This window comes from Burkholderia sp. A2 (assembly GCF_001729305.1).
Taxonomy (GTDB): Bacteria; Pseudomonadota; Gammaproteobacteria; order Burkholderiales; family Burkholderiaceae; genus Burkholderia; species Burkholderia sola.
In genome coordinates, this window is record NZ_LZXX01000057.1 from 1 (window position 1) to 12,034 (window position 12,034).

The 12,034-nt window shown below is 68.9% G+C and carries 10 protein-coding genes; 6 read left to right on the plus strand and 4 right to left on the minus strand.

All coding sequences use genetic code 11. The features are described from left to right. The 4 genes from astD to A9Z05_RS04350 all read left to right on the plus strand — a co-directional run. A partial coding sequence (astD, locus tag A9Z05_RS04335) for a succinylglutamate-semialdehyde dehydrogenase (protein WP_141723355.1) occupies positions 1-1,219 on the plus strand: 1,219 nt, incomplete at its 5' end. A gap of 14 nt (positions 1,220-1,233) precedes the next feature. Beyond that, complete coding sequence (gene astB, locus A9Z05_RS04340; protein WP_069617024.1) at positions 1,234-2,574, plus strand: N-succinylarginine dihydrolase; 1,341 nt, start codon at positions 1,234-1,236, stop codon at positions 2,572-2,574. A 7-nt stretch (positions 2,575-2,581) separates the two neighbouring features. Next, positions 2,582-3,637, plus strand: a complete 1,056-nt coding sequence (gene astE / locus A9Z05_RS04345; protein ID WP_069617025.1) for a succinylglutamate desuccinylase — start codon at positions 2,582-2,584, stop codon at positions 3,635-3,637. A 335-nt stretch (positions 3,638-3,972) separates the two neighbouring features. Further along, a complete protein-coding gene (locus tag A9Z05_RS04350; RefSeq protein ID WP_050011412.1) occupies positions 3,973-4,767 on the plus strand; it encodes an ABC transporter substrate-binding protein in 795 nt (264 codons plus the stop codon). An 89-nt stretch (positions 4,768-4,856) separates the two neighbouring features. Here A9Z05_RS04350 and A9Z05_RS04355 read toward each other — a convergent pair whose 3' ends face one another. Beyond that, on the minus strand, positions 4,857-6,368 hold the full coding sequence (locus tag A9Z05_RS04355) for an HDOD domain-containing protein (RefSeq protein WP_069617026.1): 1,512 nt from the start codon (positions 6,366-6,368) through the stop codon (positions 4,857-4,859). A 26-nt stretch (positions 6,369-6,394) separates the two neighbouring features. Continuing rightward, positions 6,395-8,137 carry a bifunctional diguanylate cyclase/phosphodiesterase gene (gene cdpA, locus A9Z05_RS04360; RefSeq protein WP_204492426.1) on the minus strand — a complete coding sequence of 581 codons (1,743 nt, stop codon included), beginning with the start codon at positions 8,135-8,137 and terminating at the stop codon, positions 6,395-6,397. 278 nt (positions 8,138-8,415) lie between these two features. Here cdpA and A9Z05_RS04365 point away from each other — a divergent pair, with 278 nt between their 5' ends. Next, on the plus strand, positions 8,416-8,964 hold the full coding sequence (locus tag A9Z05_RS04365) for a peroxiredoxin (protein WP_069617028.1): 549 nt from the start codon (positions 8,416-8,418) through the stop codon (positions 8,962-8,964). Positions 8,965-9,051: 87 nt separating this feature from the next. Here the strand turns inward: A9Z05_RS04365 and A9Z05_RS04370 are convergent, their stop codons facing one another. Next, entirely contained in the window at positions 9,052-9,681 is a 630-nt protein-coding gene (locus A9Z05_RS04370) for an SDR family oxidoreductase (RefSeq protein ID WP_069617029.1), read from the minus strand. A 280-nt stretch (positions 9,682-9,961) separates the two neighbouring features. Between A9Z05_RS04370 and A9Z05_RS04375 the strand changes: the two genes are divergently transcribed. Beyond that, complete coding sequence (locus tag A9Z05_RS04375) at positions 9,962-11,431, plus strand: NYN domain-containing protein (protein WP_069617030.1); 1,470 nt, start codon at positions 9,962-9,964, stop codon at positions 11,429-11,431. A gap of 92 nt (positions 11,432-11,523) precedes the next feature. Here the strand turns inward: A9Z05_RS04375 and A9Z05_RS04380 are convergent, their stop codons facing one another. Beyond that, positions 11,524-11,907 carry a VOC family protein gene (locus tag A9Z05_RS04380; RefSeq protein WP_069617031.1) on the minus strand — a complete coding sequence of 128 codons (384 nt, stop codon included), beginning with the start codon at positions 11,905-11,907 and terminating at the stop codon, positions 11,524-11,526. Positions 11,908-12,034 lie beyond the last annotated feature (127 nt).

Below are 12,034 nucleotides of genomic sequence, written 5' to 3' on the forward strand. Positions count from 1 at the left end.
CGCGATCGGCCGCGAGACGGGCAAGCCGCTGTGGGAAGCGCGCACCGAAGTCGCGGCGATGGCCGCGAAGGTCGGCATCTCGATCCAGGCGTACCAGGAACGCACCGGCGAGAAGCGCCAGGACATGGCCGACGGCGTCGCGGTGCTGCGTCACCGCCCGCACGGCGTCGTCGCGGTGTTCGGCCCGTACAACTTCCCCGGCCATTTGCCGAACGGTCATATCGTGCCGGCGCTGATCGCCGGCAACACCGTGGTGTTCAAGCCGTCGGAGCTCGCACCGGGCGTCGCGCGCGCGACGGTCGAGGTGTGGCACGAAGCCGGGTTGCCGGCCGGCGTGCTGAACCTCGTGCAGGGCGAGAAGGACACCGGCATCGCGCTCGCGAATCACCGGCAGATCGACGGGCTGTTCTTCACCGGCAGCTCGGATACCGGCACGCTGCTGCACAAGCAGTTCGGCGGCCGTCCGGAAATCGTGCTCGCGCTCGAGATGGGCGGCAACAATCCGCTCGTGATCGGCGAAGTCGAGGACCTCGACGCGGCCGTGCATCACACGATCCAGTCGGCGTTCCTGTCGGCCGGCCAGCGCTGCACGTGCGCACGCCGTATCTTCGTGCCGCAGGGCGCGTTCGGCGACCGCTTCCTCGCGCGCTTCGCGGACGTCACGTCGAAGATCACGGCGGACGTGTTCGACGCCGATCCGCAGCCGTTCATGGGCGCGGTGATCTCGGCGCGCGCGGCCGCGAAGCTGGTGGATGCGCAGGCGCGCCTGGTCGAGCAGGGCGCGAAGCCGATCGTCGCGATGACGCAGCGCGATCCGCGCCTGGGCTTCGTGAACGCGTCGATCATCGACGTGACGGGCGTCGCGAACCTGCCCGACGAAGAGCATTTCGGCCCGCTCGCGCAGATCGTCCGCTACGCAACGTTCGACGATGCGATCGAGCGCGCGAACGATACCGCGTTCGGCCTGTCCGCCGGCCTGCTGGCCGACGACGCGAACGCGTGGGAGCACTTCCGCCGCACGATCCGCGCCGGGATCGTCAACTGGAACCGGCCGACCAACGGCGCGTCGTCGGCCGCGCCGTTCGGCGGCACGGGCCGCTCGGGCAACCATCGGCCGAGCGCGTACTACGCGGCCGACTATTGCGCGTACCCGATGGCGTCGGTCGAAAGCACGCAACTGACTTTGCCCGCGAGCCTGTCGCCGGGCCTGCATTTCTGATCGAGGGAGCGACGATGAACGCACAAGAAGCCAATTTCGACGGGCTCGTCGGCCCGACCCACAACTACGCCGGGCTGTCGTTCGGCAACGTGGCGTCGCTGAACAACGAGAAGTCGGCCGCGAACCCGAAGGCGGCCGCGAAGCAGGGGCTGCGCAAGATGAAGCAGCTCGCGGACCTCGGTTTCGCGCAAGGCGTGCTGCCGCCGCAGGAGCGGCCGTCGCTGCGCCTGTTGCGCGAGCTCGGTTTCTCCGGCAAGGACGCGGACGTGATCGCGAAGGCCGCGAAGCAGGCGCCTGAACTGCTCGCCGCGGCGAGCTCGGCATCGGCGATGTGGACCGCGAACGCGGCCACCGTCAGCCCGTCTGCCGACACGAGCGACGGCCGTGTGCAGTTCACGCCGGCGAATCTGTGCAGCAAGCTGCATCGCGCGATCGAGCACGAAGCGACGCGCCGTACGCTGTCCACGCTGTTCGCGGACCCCGCGCACTTCGCGGTGCACGAAGCACTGCCGGGCACGCCGGCGCTCGGTGACGAAGGCGCGGCGAACCACACGCGCTTTTGCGCCGAATACGGCAAGCCGGGCATCGAATTCTTCGTGTACGGCCGCGCCGAATACCGCCGCGGCCCCGAGCCGAAGCGCTTCCCGGCGCGCCAGACCTTCGAGGCGAGCCGCGCGGTCGCGCATCGCCACGGGCTCGCCGAAGAAGCGACGGTCTACGCGCAGCAGGATCCGGACGTGATCGACGCGGGGGTGTTTCACAACGACGTGATCTCGGTCGGCAACCGCGACACGCTGTTCACGCACGAACGCGCGTTCGTCAACAAGCAGGCGATCTACGACACGCTGACCGCCGCGCTCGACGCACGCGGTGCGCGCCTGAACGTGATCGAGGTGCCCGACGCAGCGGTGAGCGTGAACGACGCGGTCACGTCGTATCTGTTCAACAGCCAGCTGCTGTCGCGCGCGGACGGCTCGCAGGTGCTCGTCGTGCCGCAGGAATGCCGCGAGAACGAGCGGGTCGCCGCCTATCTCGACCAGCTCGCTGCCGGCAACGGCCCGATTCACGACGTGCTCGTGTTCGACCTGCGCGAAAGCATGAAGAACGGCGGCGGCCCCGCGTGCCTGCGCCTGCGCGTCGTGCTGACCGAAGCCGAGCGCGCGGCCGTCACGTCGAACGTATGGATCAACGACACGCTGTTCGCGTCGCTCGACGCGTGGATCGACAAGCACTATCGCGATCGCCTCGCCCCGGAAGACCTCGCCGATCCGGCGCTGCTCGACGAGTCGCGCACGGCGCTCGACGAGCTCACGCAGATCCTGCGCGTCGGGTCGCTGTATGACTTCCAGCGCTGAGCACGGCATGTCGGCGAACGCGTTGCTCGGCGATTTCCTCGCGTTCACGCTCGCGGGTGGCGCGCCGGCCGAACAGGACGGCGCGTGCGCGGGCGGCGCGGTGCGCTGGCAATGGCTCGGTGACGGGCTGCTCGCGTTCGAACCGGCAGCCGCCGACGCCGCGACGCGCGCGAGCGTGCTCGTGTCGGCCGGCGTGCATGGCGACGAGACCGCGCCGATCGAGCTGCTGTCGCTGCTCGTGCGCGATTTCGCGTCGGGCGCGCTGGCGCTCGCGTGCCGGCTGCTCGTCGTGCTCGGCAACGTGCCGGCGATGCGCGCGGGCGAACGCTATCTCGACGACGACCTGAACCGCCTGTTCAGCGGCCGTCACGCGCAAGTGGCCGCGAGCCGCGAAGCGCCGCGCGCCGCGCAGCTCGAAGCGGCGGCCGCCGCCTTCTTCGCGGCCGCGCCGGCGGGCGGCGCGCGCTGGCACATCGACATGCACACGGCGATTCGCGCATCGGTGTTCGAGCAATTCGCGCTGCTGCCGCATACGGGCACGCCGCCGACGCGCGCGATGGTCGAATGGCTCGGCGATGCACGCATCGCGGCCGTGCTTCTGCACACGGCGAAGGGCAACACGTATTCGCATTTCACGGCCGAGCATTGTGGCGCGCTCGCGTGCACGCTGGAACTCGGCAAGGTGCGGCCGTTCGGCCAGAACGACCTGACGCGCTTCGCGCCGGCCGACCGCGCGGTGCGCAAGCTCGTGTCGGGTGGGCGGGGCGGCCATCCGTGGGGCGGCCATCCGCGGGGCGACCATCCGTCGCTGCCGCGCGTGTTCACCGTGATCGACCAGATCACGAAGCAGAGCGACGCGCTCGAGCTGTTCGTCGCGGCCGACGTCGCGAACTTCACCGCGTTCCCGCGTGGCACCGTGCTCGCGCAGGACGGCGACTACCGCTATACGGTGAAGCACGACGAGGAACGCATCGTGTTTCCGAACCCGACCGTGAAGCCGGGTTTGCGTGCGGGTCTGCTCGTCGTCGATACGACGCGCGACACGCTGGCCGCGCTCGTCTGATCGATGTGCAATCGTGCGGGCCGCATCGTCCCGCGGCCCATTCATTTTTGCGATGACGCCTGCCCGCCGCGCGGACGGCGCGCGCGTGGCGCTTGCATATTTGCGACACGGTCTTGCGAGTTCGACGCGTCGCGTGGCGGCCGCAGTGCGCGCAGCGCAGCATCGCGCATCGGCGGCCGCTTTGCCGTATCGGGCCGCGCGGATTGGTACAATCGCGACCTTGCGGCTGTTGCGCCGCATCACGGCGCCGCGTTGGCATTGTCGGTGGCATTCGACCCTGCCATGCTGCATGCGCCCGTAGTTCCGGAACATTCGAGTATCGAGGAGAACACCTGATGAAGTTGGATTGGCGTAAAGTGGCCGCGCACGCGGTGGTGGCGGCATCGGCGGTGGCGGCAGGCAGCGCGTTTGCCGCGGATCTCAAGGAGATCCGGTTCGGCGTCGAGGCCTCGTACGCACCGTTCGAATACAAGACGCCCGACGGCAAGCTGACCGGCTTCGACATCGACATCGGCAACGCGGTGTGCGCGAAGCTGAAGACGAAGTGCGTGTGGGTCGAGAACGACTTCGACGGCCTGATCCCGGCGCTGCAGGCGCGCAAGTTCGACGCGATCAACTCGGACATGACGATCACCGACCAGCGCAAGCACGCGATCGCGTTCACCGATCCGATCTACACGATTCCGAACCAGCTGATCGCGAAGCAGGGCAGCGGCCTGCTGCCGACCCCGCAATCGCTGAAGGGCAAGCGCGTCGGCGTGCTGCAGGGCACGATCCAGGAAGCGTACGCGAAGAAGAAGTGGGCGCCGGCCGGCGTTGATGTCGTGCCTTACCAGACGCAGGATCTGGCGTATGCCGACCTGAAGTCGGGCCGTCTCGACGCGACGTTCCAGGATTCGGAAGCCGGCTCGAAGGGGTTCCTGACGAAGCCGCAAGGCCAGGGCTTCGCGTTCGCGGGCGGCACGGTCAGCGACGCCGAGATCCTCGGCTCGGGCGTCGGCTTCGGCCTGCGCAAGAACGACGCGGCGCTGAAGACCGCGCTCGATCAGGCGCTGAAGGACCTGAAGGCCGACGGCACGATCGACAACCTCGCGAAGAAATACTTCAGCGTGCCCGTGACGCTCAAGTAAGCGCGTCGCTCGATCGCATGACGTGAAAAACCGGCCGCTGCGGCCGGTTTGCTTTTGTGGAGCGAAAACGACGCGAGGTGGGCCCGCCGTCAGCCGGGCTGCGCGGCGAAGAATCGTCCCAGCTCGCGCGCGAGTTCGTTGAGCACGGCCATCTCCTGTTGCGAGATCTTGCGCGCGGGTTGCGCGCCGGCCCAGTCGCCGTACAGCAGCGCGACGCTCGTCGTGCCGACGCGCACGGGCAGCAGCACGAACGCGCGCGCGTCGTCGAACGCGTCGAGATACCACGCGGGCAGGCGCTTCGTCATCTTCGGGTCCTGCGCCTGCTCGATGAAGATGCCGACCGAGTTCGAGATCGCGAGATGAAACACGTCCGGCTCGAAGCGTTCGTCGAAATGCAGCCGGTCGAGCGCCGTATCGACGCCGGGGCCGAAACCTAGGCGTGCGGCGAACGTGCCGTCGTCGTGCCGCACGAACATCACGGTGCGCGTGAACGCGAGGCCGGCCAGCAGGCTTTCCGACGCGAGCGCGAGCACCGGCGTCAGCACGTGCTCGGACGGCAGCGCGCGCAGGTCCGCGAGGCCGGCTTCGAGGCATGCCTCGGGCGCGGCCTGCGCGCGCGCGATCGCATCGGCGTTCGCGCGCAGCTCGACGATCTCGCGCATCACGGTGTCGCTCGCTTCCTCGCGCGCGAGCCGATCGGCGATCTCGACGAGCGCGTCGGATTCCATGTCGAGCTCGGCGCCGTAGTGCTGCGCGAGCGCCGCGATGCGCGCGTCGCGCTGCGGGCTCGCGGGCATGACGAGCGCACCGGCGACGTCGGTCGAGCAGCGGCTCACCGCGCGCAGCCAGCGGGTGCGGTGGGCCTGGCTGTCGTCGGCCGTCGGGTCCGCGTGGCGGGCGTCGCCGTCTTCGTCGTCGAACGCGTCGGCACGGGTGGCGCGATCGTCGTTGGCCATCCCCGCGCGGATCACGTCGGGCAGCCGCCAGCGCGCGGCTGCTTCGAGGCCGATCTCGTCGAAGCCGACGCCGAGGACGTCGACGCACGCGGCCGCTTCGTCCCCGTTCAGCTCGGCCGCGCGGCGGCGGATGCGGTCCCATTCGCTGTCGAGATAGCAGACCACCAGCAGCTTGCCGACCTGGCGCATCAGCGTGCAGACGACGGCTTCCTCGCCGCCGCGCAGTTCGGCGTGCTCGGTGAGCTTGCGCGCGACGCAGCCGGACAGCAGCGCACGGTTCAGCTCCAGCTTTGCGTCGATGCGCCGCGGCGTGCTCTGATGGAAGTGGTCGACGAGCTTCAACCCGACTACGAGATGGCCGACGGCGTCCATGCCGAGCACCATCAGCGCGCGGGTCACGGTGGTGATGTTGCCGCCGAACGCCATGTACATCGCGGAGTTCGCGAGCCGCAGCACTTTCTGCGTGAGCGCGAAGTCCGACAGCACGACGCGCACGAGCGCGGTGAAGTCGAGGTCGTCGTTCTTCATCGCGGCCATCGTCGCGCGCAGCGATTCCGACAGCAGCGGGAAATCGCCCCGTTCGTTCATCCGGGCCCACAGCTTGTCGAGCAGCGCGGTGCGGGGCAGGTATTCGGTGGTTGACATACGGATCTTTCGGTTCGCCGCGCGCGTCAGGCGGCGGCGTGCAGGTGCAGCTGCTGCGCCTCGAAGCGCCGCGCGAGCTCCTCGGACGGCAGCGCCTGGCAGACGAGCCAGCCCTGGATGTGATTGCAACCCATCTCCGTCAGCAGCTCGCGCTGCGCCTCGGTCTCGACGCCTTCGGCGACGAGCTCGAGATCCAGTGTTTGCGCGAGGCCGACCACCGCCGACACGATCGCGCGGTCGTTGCGCGACGTCAGCAGGTTCTCGACGAAACTGCGGTCGATCTTCAGCTTCGCGAGCGGGAAGCGCTGCAGATAGGCCAGGCTCGAATAGCCGGTGCCGAAATCGTCGACCGCGAAGCGGATGCCGAGACCGGTCAGCTCCTCGAGCAGCATTTTCGCGTGCGCGGGATCGTGCATCAGCAGGCTTTCGGTGATTTCGAGCACGATGCGGCGCGGGTCGATGCCGGTCAGCGTGATCGCCTCGCGCACGCTCTGCGTGAAGCGCGGGTCGCGGAACTGCTGCGGCGACACGTTGACCGCCACGTATTGCAGCGCGAGCCCCTGGCCGTCCCACGCGACGAGCTGCATGCACGCCGCCTTGAGCACCCAGTTGCCGAGGTAGTTGATCAGGCCGATCGATTCGGCGAGCGGGATGAAGGTGGCCGGCGGCACGAGGCCGTGCACCGGATGGCGCCAGCGGATCAGCGCCTCGACGCCGACCACCGCGCCCGACTGGCTGCGCGTGATCGGCTGGAAATGCAGCGAAAACTCGCCGTTGCGCACGCCGTCGTACAGGTCGGCTTCGAGCTTGAGCCGTTCGGCGTCGGCCGGATCGTCGACGGGCGCATGGAACGCGAGCGCGTTGCCGCCCGATGCCTTCGCCTGCGAGAGCGCGTGGTCGGCGCGGCGCAGCAGCGGGCTGTGATGCTGCGCGCGATGCGGCGCGGCACGTTCGTCCGGATAGAGCGCGATGCCGATGCTCGCGGACAGGTGCACGGTCTGCCCCTGGAACACGTAAGGCTCGCGCACCGCGGCCTGCAGCCGGCGCGCGAGCGAATCGGCGGCATGGCTTGCCTGCGTGCGGTCCGGTGCGCCCAGCACGACCGCGAACTTGTCGCTCGCGACGCGCGCGAGCTGCTCGTTCGGCGTGACGAGCGCCTTCAGCCGCTGCGCGGTCTCGCGCAGCAGCATGTCGCCCGCGTCGTAGCCGAGCGCGCGGTTGATCCGCTGGTAGTCGTCGAGGTCGAGCAGCAGCAGCGCCGCGCAGGTGCCGTTCTCGTCGGCGGTCTGCTGCGCGCGCATCAGCGCTGGCACGAGCGCGGACAGGTTGTCGAGCCCCGTCATCGGGTCGTGGTGCATTTCGTAGGTCAGGCGTGCCTCGAGCGCGCGCCACGACGACACGTCGAACGCCGCGATCGCGAAGCCGTCGACGCCGTGGTGGCGGCTCTTGAACGCGCGGACCTCGACGTCCAGCGGATAGGTGAGCGACTTGACGATGCACATCGTCGCCTTCTCGACCTGGCCCGAGCGCGCGGCGCGAGCGAGCAGGCCTTCGAGCGCCGGGGTATCCTGTTCGGCGATCAGGTCGCGCAGCGTCAGCGTATGCAGGTAGTCGCGGTGGTAGCCGATGAAGCGCAGGCTCGCGTCCGACACGTACAGAAAGCGCAGCTCGCGGTCGACGTGGGCGAGGAAATCCACCGTGCCGACCGTCTGTTCCAGCCAGTTGCGCACGGAGTCGTCGCGTCGCGGCGCGACGGCGCGCGCGGGCATCAGCGCGCCGCCCGACCGAGCGAAGCGGCGCAGCGTATGCAAGGCGCTGCGCCAGGAGCCCTTGCGTGACGTCTGTTTCCTGTTGGCTTCCATGTTTCTCGCTGACGTGAAGGGCTGGAACCGGTTGTCCGGAAGGAATAACGGCAGACGGTGCGAAATCTTTAACGGGCCGGCCCCCCGCGGCGCTGCCGCCGGCCGGATCTTCCACGCGGATGTTCGGCAGGCGAACGCCCGCGTGGCCTATATCGAGGCTGACTTTATAAGAAATGAGGACGCAGATGAAGCGAAAACTGTTGCTGGGCGCCATGGCGGCGCTGGTGGCCGGTCATGCGCTGGTGGCGCAGGCGGAACTGAAGCCGGGCGCCGCGGCACCCGATTTCACGACGCAGGCGTCGCTCGGCGGCAAGACTTACACGTACGCGCTCGCGGACGCGCGCAAGCAGGGGCCGGTCGTGCTGTATTTCTATCCGGCGGCGTTCACGAAGGGCTGCACGATCGAGGCGCATGCGTTCGCGGACGCGGTCGACCGTTACAAGGCTTACGGCGCGACGGTGATCGGCGTGTCGGCCGACAACATCGACACGCTGACGAAGTTCTCGGTGAGCGAGTGCCGCAGCAAGTTCCCGGTGGCGGCCGACCCGGACGCGAAGATCATCCGCGAGTACGACGCGAAGCTGCCGGCGCTCGACCGGGCGAACCGCGTGTCCTACGTGATTTCGCCGGAAGGGAAGATTCTCTACGAATACACGAGCCTGTCGCCCGACAAGCACGTCGAGAACACGCTCGCCGCCGTCAAGGCGTGGGCCGACGCGCACCCGAAGCAGTAGGCGGCTACCCGCGCGCGTGAAAACGGCCCGTCGTGCGGGCCGCGGGCACGAGCCTGCGCCGCCTTCCGGGCGGCGCCCAGCGGGCCGTTACGCGCGCAGCGCCTGTTCGATCGGCACGCTGCCGCCGACGAAGCCGACGACCTTGCGCGAGATGCCGAGCTTGATCGCCTCGATCGCGGCCCATGCCACATCCTGGCGCGAGACGGGCGGCGCGGGATCGAGCCACGTGTCGGTCAGCGCGATCTTGCCGACGCCCGGGTCGTCCGTCAGCGGGCCCGGCCGCAGGATCACGTAGTCGACGCCCGACGCGATCACGCGATCGTCGCCTTCGCGCTTCATCTGCGAATAGTGGTGCAGCGCGTCCGGCCCGTGCTCCGGCCGGTAGGCGGACAGCGAGCTGACCACCACGAGCTTCTGCGCGTTGTAGGCGAGCGCGTACTCGGCCGCGCGGGCGACCGCATCGCGGTCGACCTGCTCCTCTTCGGTCGCGCCGTCCGATTCGGCCGAGCCGGCCGCGTAGATCACGTGCGTGATGCCCTGGAAAGCGTGCGAGAAATCGTTCGTCAGATCGGCCTCGACGACCCGTGCGCCCGCCAGCGCATAGCCGTGCCGGCGCACGAGCGCCGTGACCTCGAACTCCGGCTGCTTGAGCAGCAGATCCGCGCAGGCCTGGCCCGTCCGGCCGGTCGCGCCAATCAGCAGTACCTTCGTCGTCATGAAACCGCTCCTTGCTCGATGCGTCATCCGTCCAGATAGGGACGGACGACCGATAACTCAAGTGTAATGTCGAATCGGCCCGGCGGTGGGCACGTAATAGGGGGCGTACCGGCATCGGGCGTACCGGCATCGGGCGTACCGGCATCGAGCATACCCGCGCGGGATACCCGGCGTTCGTTCACACGGATGCGGGAATGACGCGCCGACCGGCTATCATGTGCGCGATGCATTTTTCGCCGCTACGCGTGCATCACGCGTCGGCCCACCGGTTGGAGTACTCATGGCATTACCCCTGGACAACGTCAGCATGGCCGTGTTCTGCGACTTCGAGAACGTCGCGCTCGGCGTGCGCGATGCGAAGTACGAGAAATTCGACATCAAGCCCGTGCTGGAGCGGCTGCTGCTGAAAGGCAGCATCGTCGTGAAGAAGGCCTATTGCGACTGGGATCGCTACAAGGGCTTCAAGGCGTCGATGCACGAAGCGAGCTTCGAGCTGATCGAGATTCCGCACGTGCGCCAGTCGGGCAAGAATTCGGCCGACATCCGGCTCGTCGTCGACGCGCTTGACCTCTGCTACACGAAGTCGCACGTCGATACGTTCGTGATCATCAGCGGCGATTCGGATTTTTCGCCGCTCGTGTCGAAGCTGCGCGAGAACGCGAAGAAGGTAATCGGCGTCGGCGTGAAGAAATCGACGTCGGATCTGCTGGTCGCGAACTGCGACGAATTCATCTTCTACGACGATCTGGTGCGCGAGCAGCAGCGTGCGCTCGCGAAGCGCGAACAGCAGCAGCGCGCGGGCAACGGCGGCGCGAAGCGGCCCGACGAGCCGTCGCGCAAGCACGACATGGATGCACGCAAGGCCGAGGCGATCGCGCTGGCGGTCGAGACGTTCGACGCGCTCGCGTCGGAGCGCGACGACGTCGGCAAGATCTGGGCGTCGGTGCTCAAGAGCGCGATCAAGCGTCGCAAGCCGGACTTCAACGAGTCGTACTACGGGTTCCGCGCGTTCGGCAACCTGCTCGACGAGGCGCAGGCGCGCGGCCTGCTCGAAGTGGGGCGCGACGACAAGTCGGGCGCGTTCGTGTCGCGAGCCCGCCAGTCGGCCGCGGCCGAGCACGTCGCGGCGGGCGGTGACGGCGGCGCGGCGCACCACGGCGGCCACCACGGCACGCGCGCGGCGGAGCCGGCACCGGCCGGCCGCGACGCGCACCGTCGTGGGCAGCGCACGGAAGCGGTCGTTCACGACAGCGTGCAGATCGACGCGGAAGACGCGGCGCTTGACGAGGTCGCCGACGCGGCGCCGGCCGACGCGCTTGACGCGCCCGATATGACCGACGCGCACGGCGACGCGAAGGATGGCCGCAAGCGTGCGCGCAAGAGCGCGGCAAAGAAGACCGCCGCGAAGAAGGGCGCGGCCGCGAAGGGCGCAGGTCGCCACGCGGCCGGCAAGCCGGACGCCGCCGTGCAGGGCGACGCGACGCACGGTGGCGATGCGCACGCGTCCGGTCGGCATGCGGACGAACCGCATCGCGACGCGGCGCATGACGACCGGCACGCGGCGGCGACGCCCGCCGAGCCGGCGCCGCGCGCTTCCGGCGCTCGGGACGAGACCGTGCAACCGTCGCACGACGCGGCGCTCCCGGAAGCGGCGGCCGACACCCCGACCACCGCCAAGCCGAAGAAACCGGCCCGCAAGGCGGCGCCGCGCGCGCGTCGTCCGCGCAAGACGACGACTGCCGCCGAGTAACCGCGGCAGCCGGGCAGTCGGCCGGGTTTCGTCCGCAACCGGGCGACACCCGCGCCGCGCACGCCGGGCCGGCGCCCCGCCGGCCTGCCGTGCTACCCGTTCAGCCCATACGGCTGCGTCATCACTTCGAGGAAGTGACCGTCCGGATCGTCGAAGTACACGCCGCGTCCGCCGTTGTGGCGGTAGATGTCGTCGGCTTGCCGCTTGGCCGGGTCGGCCCAGTGCGGCAATCCGCGTTCGCGAATGCGCGCGAGCACGCGATCGAAGCCGGCTTCGTCGATCAGGAACGCGTAATGCTGCGACCGGATCTCGCCCGTCTGTTCGTAAAAATCGAGCGACACGCGATTGTCGAGCGCGACGACCAGCATCGCGCCGAACGGCGTCGGCGGCGGCAATTCCAGCAGTTCGGTGAGGAAGCGGCTCGACGCATGCTTGTCGCGGCACCAGACGATCGTGTGGTTGAGCTGGACGTTCATGGCGGGTTCCCGTGCGGCGGGGCGGCGGTGGACATGGACACACGATAGGCGATCGCGGCCGGCAAGCAAGCCCGGCAACCGAGCGCGCCAACCAAGCCCGTCAACCAAGCCCGTCAATCGAGCCCGT

What these genes read in the sequence shown, in the direction of transcription:
- astB (WP_069617024.1), top strand. Translation starts at nt 1,234, where the DNA reads ATGAACGCACAAGAAGCCAATTTCGACGGGCTCGTCGGCCCGACCCAC.
- astE (WP_069617025.1), top strand. Translation starts at nt 2,582, where the DNA reads ATGTCGGCGAACGCGTTGCTCGGCGATTTCCTCGCGTTCACGCTCGCG.
- A9Z05_RS04350 (WP_050011412.1), top strand. Translation starts at nt 3,973, where the DNA reads ATGAAGTTGGATTGGCGTAAAGTGGCCGCGCACGCGGTGGTGGCGGCA.
- A9Z05_RS04355 (WP_069617026.1), bottom strand. Translation starts at nt 6,368, where the DNA reads ATGTCAACCACCGAATACCTGCCCCGCACCGCGCTGCTCGACAAGCTG.
- cdpA (WP_204492426.1), bottom strand. Translation starts at nt 8,137, where the DNA reads ATGCCCGCGCGCGCCGTCGCGCCGCGACGCGACGACTCCGTGCGCAAC.
- A9Z05_RS04365 (WP_069617028.1), top strand. Translation starts at nt 8,416, where the DNA reads ATGAAGCGAAAACTGTTGCTGGGCGCCATGGCGGCGCTGGTGGCCGGT.
- A9Z05_RS04370 (WP_069617029.1), bottom strand. Translation starts at nt 9,681, where the DNA reads ATGACGACGAAGGTACTGCTGATTGGCGCGACCGGCCGGACGGGCCAG.
- A9Z05_RS04375 (WP_069617030.1), top strand. Translation starts at nt 9,962, where the DNA reads ATGGCATTACCCCTGGACAACGTCAGCATGGCCGTGTTCTGCGACTTC.
- A9Z05_RS04380 (WP_069617031.1), bottom strand. Translation starts at nt 11,907, where the DNA reads ATGAACGTCCAGCTCAACCACACGATCGTCTGGTGCCGCGACAAGCAT.